This is a genomic window from Kitasatospora sp. NPDC097605, from assembly GCF_040302725.1.
In the GTDB taxonomy this organism is placed as follows: Bacteria; Actinomycetota; Actinomycetes; order Streptomycetales; family Streptomycetaceae; genus Kitasatospora.
Window position 1 is genome coordinate 1 of the sequence record NZ_JBEOSF010000054.1, and the last position, 14021, is coordinate 14021.

At 76.2% G+C, this 14021-nt stretch carries 11 protein-coding genes and 1 pseudogene; 6 read left to right on the top strand and 6 right to left on the bottom strand.

The genetic code is table 11. The features are described from left to right. The first annotated feature begins 136 nt into the window (after nucleotides 1-136). Nucleotides 137-2227, top strand: coding sequence for a primosomal protein N' (locus ABTX81_RS36550; protein WP_350554688.1), 2091 nt, complete (start codon nucleotides 137-139; stop codon nucleotides 2225-2227). Nucleotides 2228-2647: 420 nt separating this feature from the next. On the opposite strand, the pseudogene ABTX81_RS36555 reads toward ABTX81_RS36550, so the two are convergent. Continuing rightward, a pseudogene (locus ABTX81_RS36555) lies at nucleotides 2648-2999 on the bottom strand (hypothetical protein); the annotation flags it as partial. A 255-nt stretch (nucleotides 3000-3254) separates the two neighbouring features. On the opposite strand from ABTX81_RS36555, the gene def reads away from it, so the two are divergent. From def to ABTX81_RS36570, 3 genes are all read left to right on the top strand, one after another. Then, complete coding sequence (def, locus tag ABTX81_RS36560) at nucleotides 3255-3800, top strand: peptide deformylase (protein ID WP_350554690.1); 546 nt, start codon at nucleotides 3255-3257, stop codon at nucleotides 3798-3800. Nucleotides 3801-3849: 49 nt separating this feature from the next. Continuing rightward, the gene (fmt, locus tag ABTX81_RS36565) at nucleotides 3850-4827 is read left to right on the top strand and encodes a methionyl-tRNA formyltransferase (RefSeq protein ID WP_350554692.1); all 978 of its coding nucleotides are present in this window, start codon (nucleotides 3850-3852) and stop codon (nucleotides 4825-4827) included. 78 nt (nucleotides 4828-4905) lie between these two features. Further along, nucleotides 4906-6378: an RsmB/NOP family class I SAM-dependent RNA methyltransferase gene (locus ABTX81_RS36570; RefSeq protein WP_350554694.1), complete on the top strand. Its 1473-nt coding sequence runs from the start codon at nucleotides 4906-4908 to the stop codon at nucleotides 6376-6378. Between the two features lie 670 nt (nucleotides 6379-7048). Here the strand turns inward: ABTX81_RS36570 and ABTX81_RS36575 are convergent. After that, on the bottom strand, nucleotides 7049-7999 hold the full coding sequence (locus ABTX81_RS36575; protein ID WP_350554695.1) for a LysR family transcriptional regulator: 951 nt from the start codon (nucleotides 7997-7999) through the stop codon (nucleotides 7049-7051). A gap of 333 nt (nucleotides 8000-8332) precedes the next feature. Here ABTX81_RS36575 and ABTX81_RS36580 point away from each other — a divergent pair, with 333 nt between their 5' ends. Then, nucleotides 8333-9142, top strand: coding sequence for a DUF6597 domain-containing transcriptional factor (locus tag ABTX81_RS36580; RefSeq protein WP_350554697.1), 810 nt, complete (start codon nucleotides 8333-8335; stop codon nucleotides 9140-9142). Here the strand turns inward: ABTX81_RS36580 and ABTX81_RS36585 are convergent. The 4 genes from ABTX81_RS36585 to ABTX81_RS36600 all read right to left on the bottom strand — a co-directional run bounded on the left by ABTX81_RS36585 (nucleotide 9118) and on the right by ABTX81_RS36600 (nucleotide 12743). Continuing rightward, nucleotides 9118-10056, bottom strand: a complete 939-nt coding sequence (locus tag ABTX81_RS36585; protein ID WP_350554699.1) for a hypothetical protein — start codon at nucleotides 10054-10056, stop codon at nucleotides 9118-9120. The genes ABTX81_RS36580 and ABTX81_RS36585 overlap by 25 nt on opposite strands. Then, nucleotides 10053-11006 (bottom strand): ChbG/HpnK family deacetylase, encoded by a 954-nt coding sequence (locus tag ABTX81_RS36590; protein WP_350554701.1) that lies wholly within the window; start codon nucleotides 11004-11006, stop codon nucleotides 10053-10055. Before ABTX81_RS36590 ends, ABTX81_RS36585 begins: the two co-directional genes overlap by 4 nt. Nucleotides 11007-11068: 62 nt before the next feature. Next, nucleotides 11069-11422: a DUF6204 family protein gene (locus ABTX81_RS36595; RefSeq protein ID WP_350554703.1), complete on the bottom strand. Its 354-nt coding sequence runs from the start codon at nucleotides 11420-11422 to the stop codon at nucleotides 11069-11071. Nucleotides 11423-11534: 112 nt separating this feature from the next. Then, the gene (locus ABTX81_RS36600) at nucleotides 11535-12743 is read right to left on the bottom strand and encodes a type III PLP-dependent enzyme (RefSeq protein ID WP_350554705.1); all 1209 of its coding nucleotides are present in this window, start codon (nucleotides 12741-12743) and stop codon (nucleotides 11535-11537) included. Between the two features lie 576 nt (nucleotides 12744-13319). Here ABTX81_RS36600 and ABTX81_RS36605 point away from each other — a divergent pair. Further along, nucleotides 13320-13865 carry a hypothetical protein gene (locus ABTX81_RS36605; RefSeq protein ID WP_350554707.1) on the top strand — a complete coding sequence of 182 codons (546 nt, stop codon included), beginning with the start codon at nucleotides 13320-13322 and terminating at the stop codon, nucleotides 13863-13865. Nucleotides 13866-14021: the final 156 nt, after the last annotated feature.

Sequence of the window (14021 nt, forward strand, 5' to 3'; positions counted from 1 at the left end):
GCTGGTCGACTGGCTGAGCACCGTCTTCGGGCCCTACCCGTTCGACACGGTCGGCGGCTACGTGCCCAATGTGCCCGGCTCTCCGGGCGGCCGCCACCTGCTGTTTTGTCGGTGGGACCTGGTACTACTTGGGGCGATGAGCAGCAGCACGCAGGGCAGTGACGAGGGCGGGGCGCCGGAGCAGCTGGCGTTCATCCGGGAGACGGTCCGCCGGGCCAAGCCGCGCACCTGGCGCGGCGCCAAGCGGGCCGAGCACCTGCCGGTCGCCCGGGTGGTCGTCGACAAGGGCGTGCTCACCATCGACAAGTTCTTCGACTACGAGGTGCCGGCCGCGATGGCCGAGGACGCCCGGCCCGGCGTCCGGGTGCGGGTGCGCTTCGGGGCGCGGGTGGTGAAGGGCCAGCGCGAGGGCGGGGAGCTGCACGACGGCTTCATCGTCGCCCGGCTGGAGAAGAGCGACTTCCCCGGCCCGCTCGCCCCGCTCGCCCAGGTCCTCTCGCCCGAGCCGGTGCTCACCCCGCAGCTGCTGCGGCTCTGCCGCACCGTCGCCGACCGGTACGCGGGCACCCTGGCCGACGTCCTGCAGCTGGCGGTGCCGCCCCGGCACGCCAAGGCGGAGGCCGAGCCCTCGCCGCCGCCCGGCCCCCGCCCGGCCGCGCCCGCGCCCGGCGGCTGGTCCCGCTACCCGGCCGGCCCGGACTTCCTCGCCTCGCTGGCCGGCGGCGGCGCGCCCCGGGCGGTCTGGACGGCGCTGCCCGGTCCCGGCTGGCCGTACGAGATCGCCCGGGCCGTCGCCGCCACCCTGGCCGGCGGGCGCGGCGCCCTGGTGGTGCTGCCGGACGGCCGCTCGGTGGCCCGGGTCGACCGGGCGCTGACCGAACTGCTCGGCGAGGGCATGCACGCCGTGCTGGCCGCCGACCTCGGCCCGCGCGAGCGCTACCGGCGCTGGCTTCAGGTCAGCCGGGGCTCGGTGCACGCCGCCGTCGGCACCCGGGCCGCGATGTTCGCGCCGGTGCACGACCTCGGCCTGGTGGTGGTCTGGTCCGACGGCGACTCCAGCCACAGCGATCCGCGCAATCCCCACCCGCACGTGCGGGAGGTCGCCCTGCTGCGCGCCGCCGAGGAGGGTGCGGCCGCGCTGCTCGGCGGGCACGCCGTCACGGTGGAGGGCGCGCAGCTGGTGCGCACCGGCTGGGCCCGGCCGCTGGCCGCCGACCGCGAGACCGTCCGCCGCACCGCGCCCCGGGTACGCACCGTCACCGACCAGGACCAGCACCGGGACGCCGCCGCGCAGGCCGCCCGGCTGCCCTCGGTCGCCTGGGAGGCGGCCCGCGAGGGCCTGGCGGCCGGCGGGCCGGTGCTCATCCAGGTGCCCCGGCGCGGCTACGTGCCCCGGCTGGCCTGCGGGCGCTGCCGCACGCCCGCCCGCTGCCGGCGCTGCGAGGGCCCGCTGGAGGCGGCCGGGGCGGATGCACCGCTGCGCTGCCAGTGGTGCGGGGAGGAGGAGCGGGACTGGCACTGCCCGGAGTGCGGCTCGTTCCGGCTGCGGGCGCAGGTGGTGGGCGCCCGGCGGACGGCCGAGGAGCTGGGCAAGGCCTTCCCGCGCGTCCCGGTGCGCACCTCGGGGCGGGACGCGGTGCTGGCCACCGTCCCGGACGAGCCGGCGCTGGTGATCTCCACGCCCGGTGCCGAGCCGGTCGTCGAGGGCGGTGGCGGGTACGCGGCGGCGCTGCTGCTGGACGGCTGGGCACTGCTGAGCCGGCCGGACCTGCGGGCCGGGGAGGAGACCCTGCGGCTCTGGCTGGCGGCCGCCGCGCTGGTGCGCCCGTCGGCGGACGGCGGGACGGTGGTGGTGGTGGCCGAGCCGACGGCGCGTCCGGTGCAGGCGTTGGTGCGGTGGGACCCGCTGGGGCACGCCGGGCTGGAGCTGGACGAGCGTTCCCAGCTGCACTTCCCGCCGGTCGCCCGGATGGCGTCGGTGACCGGCAGTCCGGCGGCGGTGGCGGACCTGCTGAACCTGGTGCGGCTGCCGGACGAGGCGGACGTGCTCGGGCCGGTGCCGGTGTCGGCGCTGCGGGGGGAGGAGCAGGAGCGCGCGCTGCTGCGGGTGCCGCCCGGGCAGGGGGCGGCGCTGGCGGCGGCGTTGAAGGCGGCGCAGATCGCGCGGATCGCGCTGCGGACGCCGGAGGCGGTCAAGGTGCGGATCGATCCGATGGACATCGGCTGACGGACGTCGGGTGAGGGGCGCGGTGTGTGGATCCGCGGCCCTCACCCGGCGTCCGGGGGTGTCAGCGTCAGCCGCGCAGCGGGACGCCGGGGCGGTCGAGCGCGGGGCGGTCGAGGGTGGGTCGGTCGAGGGCGGGTCGGTCGAGCTTGCCGCGGTCCAGCGCGGGTCGGTCGAGGGTGGGTCGGTCGAGCGCGGGCCGGTCGAGGCTGCTGCGGTCGAGGCCGCCCTGGCGGGCGGCCGGGACCGTCGTGGCCAGGCCGGTCGGGGCGGGGGAGCGGTCGCGCTCCGGCGGATGGGCCGGGGCGTGCGCGGCCGCCGGAGTGTGGGCCGGGGTATGGGTCGGGGGGTGGCCGGGCAGCTCCTCGGAGCGGTCCGGACGGCTCGGGGCCGGCACCCCGCCGCCCGCCGCCAGCAGCTCGCTGGTCGGCCGGCGCATCCCGTACCGGCGGTGCACCGCCTGCTTGGTCACCCCGAGGGCCGAGCCCACCGAGTCCCAGGAGAAGCCCAGCGCGCGGTCGAACTCGACCGCCGCCGCCACCAGCGTCTCCACGCTCTCCCGCAGCTCCTGCGCCAGGCGCACGGTCGGCGCCGGGGCCCGCCCGTACACCACGAATCCCGCCGAGGTACTGGGACGGCGCGGCCGGTAGACGTTGCCCAACTGGGCGGTGAGCGTCCGCAGGGCGTCGACCTGTCGCCTCACCCGCTCGATGTCCCGCACCAGCAGGTGCAGGCTCGCCCGCGCCCGGGCGTCGTGGTTGATCTGCTCGGCCATGGCCTACGTGCCACCTTCCGTACGGTTCGGCTAGGCCGGAGCGCCCTTCCCGCGCGCTCCGGCCACGGTCAATCCCACTTGACCAACGCCGGACCGCCCGCCGGGGTCACGCAGGCGAGGCGAGCGGGATGTGCCGGAACCCGGTTCGGACCGATTGCATAGACTGGCCGGCGGCCGTGTGCACGCCGCCCGGCCCGCGCACCGCCAGCAGCCCGACCCCCGCATCCCGGACCCGACGGACAGGAGCCCGCATCCGTGGCGATCCAGCCGATCCGCATCTTCGGAGACCCCGTTCTGCGCGCCACCGCCCGGCCCGTCACCACCTTCGACAAGGAGCTGCGCACCCTCGTCAAGGACCTCACCGACACCATGCTGGACGCCCCAGGGGCCGGCCTGGCCGCGCCCCAACTCGGCATCTCCCTGCGGGTGTTCACCTACCGCGTGGACGGCGTCACCGGGCATCTGATCAACCCGGACCTGTCGCTCAGCGAGGAGGAGCAGGAGGGCCCCGAGGGCTGCCTCTCGCTGCCCGGTCTGCGCTACGACACCCGGCGCGCGCACGGTGTCGTCGCCCGCGGCTTCAACATGTACGGCGACCCGGTCACCATCGAGGGCACCCAGCTGCTCGCCCGCTGCATCCAGCACGAGACCGACCACCTCGACGGCATCATCTTCATCGACCGCCTGGACACCGAGCAGCGCAAGGCCGCGCTCAAGGCGATCCGCGAGGCGGACTGGGGCTCCGGTCCCGCGCCGGTGGTCAAGGTCTCCCCGCACAGCACCTTCGGCTCGGCGCGCTGACACCTCCCGCTTCGAACCACGTCAACTCCGCACCGCAGAAAGGCCATTGATGCGCCTCGTGTTCGCCGGCACCCCCGAGGTCGCCGTTCCCGCCCTGGACGCCCTGCTCGCCTCCGACCGGCACGAGGTCGTCGCGGTGGTCACCCGCCCCGACGCCCCCTCCGGGCGCGGCCGCAAGCTGGTCGCCAGCCCCGTCGCCCAGCGCGCCGAGGAGGCCGGGATCGAGGTCCTCAAGCCGGCGAAGCCCAGCGACCCGGACTTCGTCGCCCGGCTCACCGAGCTCGCCCCGGACTGCTGCCCGGTCGTCGCCTACGGCGCCCTGCTGCGGCCCGGCACGCTGGAGATCCCCGAGCACGGCTGGGTCAACCTGCACTTCTCGCTGCTCCCCGCCTGGCGCGGCGCCGCCCCCGTCCAGCACGCGGTGATGGCCGGCGACGAGGTCACCGGCGCGTCCACCTTCCTGATCGAGCAGGGCCTGGACTCCGGGCCGGTCTACGGCGTGATCACCGAGGAGGTCCGCCCCGGCGACACCAGCGGCGACCTGCTGGAGCGGCTCTCCCACTCCGGCGCCCGGCTGCTCGCCGCCACCATGGACGGCATCGCCGACGGCAGCCTGCACGGCGTCCCGCAGCCCGTCGAGGGCATCACCCTCGCGCCCAAGATCACCGTCGAGGACGCCCGGATCGACTGGACCGCGCCCGCGCTGCGGGTCGACCGGGTGGTGCGCGGCTGCGCCCCCGCGCCCGGCGCGTGGACCGAGTTCCGCGGCGAGCGGCTCAAGGTCACCGGCCCGGTGCGGCTGCTGACCGACTCCGCGGAGCTGGCCCCGGGCGAGCTGGCCGTCGGCAAGAACAGCGTCCGGGTCGGCACCGGCAGCCACGAGGTCGAGCTCGGCGAGGTGCGCCCGCAGGGCAAGAAGGCCATGCGGGCGGCGGACTGGGCGCGCGGCGCCCGCATCGAGTCCGGCGAGCGGTTCGGGGAGCAGGCCGGGGAGCGCGCCGGGGAGCGGGCCGGCGAGAGCGGCTGAGTCCGGCCGGGGCCGGCTTTTCGCGTTACTGTTCGAGAGATCCAGAAATAACCACCGCAGCACTTTGAGGCACATCCCATGAGCACGCCCAGCAGTACCCACGGCCCCTCCGGCACGGCCGGCGCGTCCGGCGGCAAGCGCGCCCCGCGCCCGCACCGGCGCCCGAAGAAGGACCCGGCGCGGATCGTCGCCTTCCGCGCCCTGCGGGCCGTCGACGAGCGCGACGCGTACGCCAACCTGATCCTCCCCTCGCTGCTCCGCGAGGCCGAGCAGAAGGGCATGGACCGGCGCGACGCGGCGCTCGCCACCGAACTGGTCTACGGCACCCTCCGGCTCCAGGGCACCTACGACGCGATCATCGCCGCCTGCATCGACCGCCCGCTCAGCAAGGTCGACCCGCCGGTCCTCGACGTGCTCTCGCTCGGCGCCCACCAGCTGCTCACCACCCGCATCCCCAGCCACGCGGCCGTCTCGGCCACCGTCGAGCTGGCCCGGGTGGTGCTCGGCGACGGCAAGGCCAAGTTCGTCAACGCCGTGCTGCGCCGGATCAGCGCCCACGACCTGGACGCCTGGATCGAGCGGGTCGCCCCGTCGTACGACCAGGACGCCGAGGACCACCTCGCCGTCGTGCACTCCCACCCGCGCTGGGTGGTCGCCGCCCTGTGGGACTCGCTCGGCCGCTGGCAGCCGGACGCCTCCGGGCGTACCGCCGTCGAGCAGCTGCTGCGCGCGGACAACGAGCGCCCCGAGGTCACCCTGGTGGCCCGCCCCGGCCGGGCCACCGTCGGCGAGCTCGCCGACGCGCTGCCCGAGGCCCAGCCGGGCCGCTGGTCCCCGTTCGCGCTGCGGCTCGCCGAGGGCGGCGACCCGGGCTCGGTCGCGGCGGTCCAGGAGAACCGGGCCGGCGTCCAGGACGAGGGCAGCCAGCTGGTCGCCCTGGCCCTCGCCGCCGCGCCGCTGGACGGCCCCGACCGGCTCTGGCTGGACGGCTGCGCCGGCCCCGGCGGCAAGGCCGCGCTGCTCGGCGCGCTCGCCGCCGAGCGCGGCGCGGCGCTGGTCGCCAGCGAGAAGCAGCCGCACCGGGCCCGGCTGGTCGCCCGGGCGCTGGCCGGCAACCCCGGTCCGTACACCGTGATCGCCGCCGACGGCACCCGCCCCGCCTGGCGCTCCGGCGGCTTCGACCGCGTCCTCGTCGACGTCCCGTGCTCCGGCCTCGGCGCCCTGCGCCGGCGCCCCGAGGCCCGCTGGCGCCGCCGCCCGCAGGACGTCGCCGCCTTCGGCCCGCTCCAGCGCGACCTGCTGCGCTCGGCCGTCGAGGCCACCCGGATCGGCGGCGTGGTCGGCTACGCCACCTGCTCCCCGCACCTCGCGGAGACCCGCGCGGTGGTGGACGACGTCCTGCGCACCGAGGGCGCCCGGCTCGACTGGATCGACGCCCGGCCCCTGCTCCCGGACGTCCCGGCCCTCGGCGACGGCCCCGACGTCCAGCTCTGGCCGCACCTGCACGGCACGGACGCGATGTACCTGGCACTGCTGCGCCGCACGGCGTAACCGCCTCCGGACCCGGCGGGGGCCCGTCGAAGGGCCGCCGCCGGGTCCGTGTGTTGGGGTGTGGGGTCGGTTGTCGGGCTTGCGCCGGTCCCGGCTGTGGGGCTTTTGCGTGGTGTGGGCCAGCGGCGGTCGGTCTGGGCTCGTGGCGTGTTGGGGTGGGGTCGGTCGTTGGGCTCACGCCTGTCTGGCTGTGCTGCCCTTGAGGGGTGTGGGGTGGTGGGGCCGGGCCGAACGGCCCCGCCGGCGGGTCGGCCGGGGCCCGCCGTGTGTGGGGTGCGTTGGGGGCGGGGCCGGTCGTCGGGGCTTGCGCCGGTCCCGGCTGCGGGGCCTTTGCTTGGCATGCCTCGGTGGCCCTGGGTTGGCGGTGTGCTGCGGTGGGGTTGGCCGTCGAGATCTTGTCTGCTTGGCCGTGCGGCGTGGGCCGGTGGCGTGGGGAACGGGGTCCTGGCGGGATGCGTTTCCGTCGGCCGGTCGGCTGTTGCCGCCGTGCGTGGAGGGGCCGTCAGACTCGCGTCTGCCTCGTTGTGCGGCGTGGTCGTCGCGCGCCCGGTTTGGCGGTCGGCGGGTGTGGGCCGGTGGCGTGGCGGGGTGGGTCGTCAGGGGGCGTGTCCGCTCGGCTGTGATGGGGCCGGGCGCTTCGGTGGCGCCCGGCCCGTGGGGTGGGGCGGCGTCAGTGGGTGGTCAGGACGGGGCGGGGGGTTGGGCGGGCGGGGTCGGGCAGCGGGAAGGTCTGCACGGCGCCGCGGACCATGTCGCGCAGCCAGCGGTGGCCGGCGTCCTGGTCGTTGCGCGGGTGCCAGGCCATGCTGAGGACCACGTCGGGCAGCTCCACCGGGAGCGGGAAGGTGGTCAGGCCGAGGGCCTGCGCCGCCGGGGTGCCGAGGCGGGCCGGGGCGAGGCCGACGAGGTCGGTGTCGCGGAGCAGGAAGAGCGCCGCCGGGTAGCTCGGCACGCTGGCGACGACCCGCCGGGAGAGGCCGGCCTGGGCGAGCCGCTGGTCGACCTGGCCGGGGCCGCGGCCGTGCCGGGAGACCGTGAGGTGGTCGGCGGAGGCGAACTCCTCGGCGGTCGGGGGCGCGCCGATGGTCAGCGGGTGCCCGGTCCGGGCGACGCCCACCAGGCGGGTGGTGGTGAGCGGTTCGGTGCGGGTCTCGGGGTCGAGCTGGTCGGTGACGCCGACCTCCAGGTCGATCAGGCCGTCGCGCATCGCGCTGGTGCCCTCCAGGTCGTCCCCGAGGAAGCGCAGGGTCACGGTCGGGGCCTGGGCACGGACGGCCGCCAGCAGGGTCGCGCCGATCGTGGTCAGCAGGACGTCGCCGGTCTGGAGGGTGAAGCGGCGGTTGAACTCGGCCGGTTCGGCCGCGGCGGGGGGTATCAGCAGCGCCTGGCCCCGGCTGACCAGGGCGCGGACCTCGGAACGCAGTTCGACCGCGCGCGGTGTCGGCACCAGCCCGCGTCCGGCCCGGACCAGGAGCGGATCGCCGAGCACCCGGCGCAGCCGCCCGAGCGTGCGGCTCATCGCCGGGGCCGAGGTGTGCAGCCGTTCGGCGGCACCGGTCACGCTGCCCTCCTCCAGCAGGGCGTCCAGGGCGACGAGCAGGTTGAGATCGAGGTCCGGCATGGGGTTCTCCGCTGTGGTCGGTCGGCTGGGTGGGGGGTGGGGGTAGGGATGACCCGGAGTGGAAAATGTGCTGACCAGGGTTTCGCGGGAGCGCATGACGACTCGGCATCTAGCGTCGATCGCCACAACTCCCCTTGGGAGTAAAGGATCTGACGTGATGATTGACAATGACATGTTGGTGGATGCCTGCCAAGGAGGCCGTGTGCCGACCTTCCGGGTGGCCGACGGCGTACGCCGGCCGGCGCGGACGGGCGGCCGGGAGCGGTGGGCCCGCGCCGGAGTGCGCCTTGGCGAGGACGGTGCGCCTCCCGGCGTGCGGAGGGAAGCGGGGTGGTGACGGTGTCCTCGTACGAGGAGTGGCGCCCGGTGCTCGCGCCCGGGCGGCAGGTGAGCTGTCTCTGGACGCGGCACCAGGCCGGGGGGTCGTCGTACGAGCAACTGGTCGTGCCGGACGGCTGCGTGGACCTGGTCTGGTCGGACGCGGGCCTGGAGGTGGTGGGCACGGACCGGGTGCCCCGCAGGGTCCCGGTGCGCGGCGGGGCGGAGCTGGCCGGGGTGCGGTTCCGGCCCGGTGCGGCGGGCCTGCTGCTGGGGGCCGTGCCGGCCCGGGACCTCTGCGACCTGCAGGTGCCGCTGGCCGAGGTGGTCGGCGCGGCGACGGCGCGCCGGCTCGGGGAGCGGCTGGCCCGGACCCGCGGGCCGCGGGAGGCGGCGGCGGAGCTGGACGCGTTCGCGGCGGCGCTGGCGCCCGGGTGGGAGCCGGACCGGGTGGTCGAGCGGGCGGTGGCCGCGCTGGGGCGTGCGCAGGGGGCGCGACTGCCGGAGCTCGCGGCGGAACTGGGGCTCTCGGAGCGGCAGCTGCGCCGCCGGGTGACCGACGCGGTCGGCTACGGGCCGAAGACCCTGCACGCCGTGCTGCGCTTCCAGCGGGCGCTGGCCTGCGCGCGGTCGGGGCACGGGGACGGGCACGGGGGCCGGGACGGGGGCGGCGCCGGGGCGGAGCCCGGGCTGGCGGAGGTGGCGGTGCGGGCCGGGTACGCCGACCAGGCGCACCTCACCAGGGAGGTGCGCCGGTGGGCGGGGGTGCCGCCGACGGTGCTGCTGGGCCGGAGCCGGGGTCAGGCTGCCAGGGCGTCGTCGTAGGCGCGGAGCGTGATCAGGGCCTGGAGGGTCACGCCGGGGCGGGCCTCGGACTCGGTGTTCGCCGACCAGCGGACCCAGTTGATCGGCCAGCCGCCGTCCGACCGCTGGGCGGCGGTGAGGTGGTCGAGACCGCGGGTCAGCTCCTCGTCGGTGAACCAGGCGCGGGCCAGGCTGTCGGGTGTGCGGGCGTAGTCGTGCGGCAGGTGGTACTCGCCCGGCGCGTAGCCCGGGGTGATCCGTGCCTCCTCGGGCCGGTCCGGGTCGAGCAGCACGAGCCGCTGCTCGCGGACGAGTTCGCCGAGGCGGGTCGCCACCTTCCGGGCCCAGGCGGTGTCCGGGGTGGCGTCCAGGAAGCGCAGCGCGGCGCCCACCTCGTACGGATGCGTCTCGCCGAGGTTCTCGACGGCGGCGCGGCAGAACGCGGTGGCGGCGGTGAGCCACGGGTGGTCGATGGCCTGGCGCAGCAGCGGGGCGACGATCTGCCCGGTGCACAGCAGGGCGCCGACCGGCTCGGTGCCCTCCTCCGGCACCGGCAGGAACGCCGGCCGCGGGTAGGGCCGCAGGCTCGGCAGGACGACGGGGACGCCGCCGTCGGGCGCGGTGACCTCGGCCAGCCACTCGCAGACGGGCCGGGCGCGGGTCCCGTCCAGGGCCCCGGCCTCCTCCAGGGCGAGCAGCGCGGCCGGGACGGCGATGGGCTGGGGGGCCGGTCCCCGGACGTCCGGTTCGAGGCCGAAGGCGAAGCCCCCGCCGGCGGCGCAGTGGGCGCCCAGGGCGGCGAGCACGCCGACGGGGTCGGGCCGGGGGCCGAACAGATGGGAGAAGCGGCGTTGTTCGAGGACGCGCCCGGAGGTCCAGAGGAAGTTTGCGGCGGCGTCGAGCCTGGTGGTCGTGAGGCGTGCGGTGCGGGTCATGGCTCGACGGTAGGCCGCTCGGGGGCGGTGGTCTTGAACAATTCGGACGCGACCGACGGGGTGTCGTGGGCGGCCGGCCGGGGCCAGTGGGCCCGCAACGGGCGGTAGTCGGTCACCGTGATGCCGTGCTCGGCGAGCAGTTCGCGGGTGCGCGGGGCGAGCAGGAAGGCGTGGTCGGAGCGGCGCACCCGCCAGCCGCCGTCGCCGGGGCGGGTGGCGGGCGTGGCGAGGCTGGGGTGGACGGCCCACTCGGTCAGGCCGGGCGGGAGCGCGGCGAGCAGCCGGGCGTAGTGGGCGGGCTTGTCGTCGAGCGGGACGGCGAAGCTGTCCAGGAAAGGGTGGTCGACCACCGGCAGCCCGCGGGCGCGCAGGCGTTCCAGGGCCGGGGCGAGCCAGACCCGGACGGCCAGGCCGTACTCGGCGCCGAGCGCGAGCGCCAGGTCGAGGAGGTCGGGTCGGCCGGCGTCGGCCAGGCAGTGGAAGTCGAGGTGGGTCGGGTCGGGCCCCGGGCCGGTGGCGGCCTCGATCTGGGCGCGGAACTCCCGCTCCACGTCGGCCGCCCGGGCCCGCGCGAGCAGCCGGGCCCGGCCGTCGGGGGTGGCGGGGAGGAGGCGGCCCGCGGGGTCGAGCAGTGAGCGGACGGCGGCGGCCGGGGCGACCGGGCCCCAGCGGTGGCCGGGTTCGTCGGTGTCGCGGACCAGGGTGAGGTGGATCCCGAACGGCAGCCCGGGGCGCTCGCGCAGCAGGCGCAGCGCGTGCGCGGATCCCGGGCAGCCGGTCATGAGGCTGCAGGAGGCGGCGACGCCGTGCTCGATCGCCTCGACGACGGCGAGGTTGACGTCCTCGTTGAGGCCGAAGTCGTCGCAGTTGAGGAGCAGCAGACGGGTGCCCGGCGGGTGGCCGAGCAGCTCGGTGGCGAGAGGGGGCGCGAGGGGGGTCGGCTGGGTCACGCCCGGCAGTCTGCCGGGGCGGTGGGGGCGGCGCAGCGGTTTTCGGGGGTGGGGCGGGGCTCTCAGGCCTGGCGGGCGGCTCGCCGCTGGCGCTTGCCGAGCGGGGCCTGCGAGAGGTCCTCGGCCTGCGAGCGGAGGTTCTTGTAGCCGTAGCCGCGTTCGTCGAGCCAGGCGCGGGCGGACCGCTCGGCGCGCTCGGTGGCGTCCAGGATGTCCTCCTCGGCCTCGCCGGTGTCCTGGTAGCGGAAGGTGAAGACGGCGCGGGCGCTCAGGTCGTAGCTGAGGTGGCCCTCGGGGGTGAAGGCGGCGAAGAGGATGTCGTGCTCGGCGGCGCGGGACGCCAGCTCGGCGTGCTGCTCGGGGGTGAGGCCGTCGAAGACGCCGCGGACGGTGATGCGGAAGGTGCGCGTGGTCATCCGGCGAGCGTATGCCGTGCGGTGGAGGGTGGGCGACGGGTTTTCGGGGAGGCGGGCGGCGCCCCCGCGAGGTGGTCGCGGGGTCCTGCCCGGCGGTGCGGTGCGCGGGCGGCTACCGCGGATCCCCCTCGGGGCCGGGTGCGCCGAACGGGCGGTCCGCCCGGACGCAGCTGTGGGGGAGCGGTGGGAAGCCGTTGAAGCCCCGCGTGGTGTAGGAGGTGGCGTAGGCGCCGCAGGAGAGGATCCACACCGGGTCGCCCGAGGCGGCGTCCCGGGGGACGGGCACGCCGGCGCCCTCCTCGCCGTAGGCGTCGTCGCTGTCGCAGGTGGGGCCGGCGATCACGGCGGGCACGGTCGGGGCCCCGGCGTGGGTGGGGAACTCCAGCCGGTAGCGCAACTCGTCCATCTCGTAGAGGCCGTTGAACTTGCCGCAGCTCAGATAGAGCCAGTGGGAGCGCTGCCCGTCGAGTTGCTGACGATCCGTCAGCCGGGTGACGTGGGCCCGGATCGCGCCGTGGTCGGCGACCAGGTGGCGGCCCGGTTCCAGCAGGAACTCCAGCGGCCCGGCGGAGACTTCGCGCAGGTGCTGGATGCCCTCCCGGAGCACGGCGAAGATCTTGTCCACCGGGGGGTGGAGCGGGATTCCGTGCCGGTCCAGCACGCCGAGCGCGGGCAGGCCGCCGCCCAGGTTGACGTGGTCCAGCAGGATGCCGTGCCGGTTGACCCGCGCGATCACCGCGCCGAGCGTCTCCAGCGCGTCCTGCCAGGCCTCGGCGGTGAGTTGCTGCGAGCCGACGTGCACCGACAGGCCGGCCGGGACCAGCCCGGCGCCCCGGGCGGCTGTCAGCACCCGGACGGCGTCCTCGGGCGAGCAGCCGAACTTGCGGCTCAGTCCCCACAGGGCGCCGTCGCCGGTGGTGGCGAGCCGGCAGAACACCCGGGCGCCGGGGGCGTGCCGGGCGAGCGCGGCGACGTCGGCCAGGCTGTCGGTGGCGAAGTCGCGCACCCCGAGCCGGTGCGCCTCGGCGATCTGGTGGTCGGACTTGACGGTGTTGCCGTAGTGGATCCGCTCGACCGGCACGCCGGTGCGCAGGGCCTGGACGATCTCCTGCGGCCCGGCCGCGTCGAAGCCGGCGCCCCGGGCGGCCAGGCAGGCGAGCACCTCGTCGACCGGGCAGGCCTTCATCGCGAACCTGACGTCGACGCCCGGCAGTTCGCGCAGCAGGGCGTCGTACTGGGCCTCGATGCCGTCCAGGTCGAAGATGATCCGGTCGTCCTCGGCGGCGGCCAGGGCGGTGCGCAGGCGTCCGTAGTCAGGCATGGTCGGCGCTCCGGCCGGTGCTGCGGGGGCTTCGTCGGGCAGTGTCGCCGTTCACCGCGTGCCGCCCTCGCCGCCGTTGCTGACGCAGGGGCGCTCCGAAGCGGCCCGGAACAGGTGCCTGTCGGGCTTCGGCATCAGGTCACTCCAAGTTCGGGTGGGGGCGTCGGGTCGGTCGGGGGCCGTGCGCCGGGTGAAGGGACGTGCCTCGGGGGGCGCCGCAGTGCGGGGCCGGAGCCCCGGTGAAAGTGGGGGACGAGGGAGGGGATTTCCTGTCCGACACGGAGTACCGCCGACTGTTCCGGCCTCGTCAACGCGGTGTTCCCCTACGGTGGACTAGACCAACTTCCGGTGTCAACCCTCGTCCCTCCAGTCGCGTCGGACGCCCCGTCGGTGAGTGGACGACCGGCCGTGACCTGCGGCGGAGCCAAGGGCGGGGCGGCCTGGGACGTTCGGCGAGACGGGCGGACGAACGGGCGGCAGGGGGGTTCCCTTTCGGGCATCAGTGGCTCTGTGGGGGAGCAATCGTGCGTCGTGCTCGACGGTCTGACGTGGTTTCGGGTGAATGCGTCGGGCGAGGTGGAGTCAATCCCGGCCTCGGACGGCGGCGTTGCGGACGGTTTCGCCGACGACGGCCCGCCGACGACGGCCCGCCGACGACGCTCACGGCCGGGGCCGGGTACGCGTTCCTGGGGGCGGCGGCCGGAGCTCCGCAGCTACGGCCGGACCGTCAGGGTCACCGGCGAGTGGTACGGCGAGACCTACGGCTCCCGGGTGGTCCGCTACCGGCTCAACCCGGCGAGCTCCGCCACCGACCCCGGACTGCTCACGACCTCCGCCGACCGCACCGTCGTCCAGGACGCCTTCACCACCCCCGGCTACCGCGGACTGCAGGGGGGTACGACCTGGACCGACGCGCAGGGCGTGGTCGAGTTCGCCTTCTCCAAGGGCTGCGGCACCGAGCCGGCGGTGCTCCCGCACACCTGGACCGGCGACACCCGCCCCGGTCGCCGGCTGTGGCAGCGAGAGCGCCTGGGGCGGCAACTGGAGCGCCGGCTCGCCCCAGGCGCTCAGCTGCTGGCCCGAACTGGGGGGCCGACCAGGTCGACGAGCTGTGGGGCCTGACGGAGGGCATCTGCCGGGTCAGGGGCGACAAGCACTTCACGGCCGGCGCCGACGACTCCGGCGTCTGCGCGTCCTGCACCGGGACCGGCACGGCCTCGCTGCGCACCGTCCTCGCGGTCGGCTTCACCGATCCGGCGGTGCTGGGACGGCTGAGGG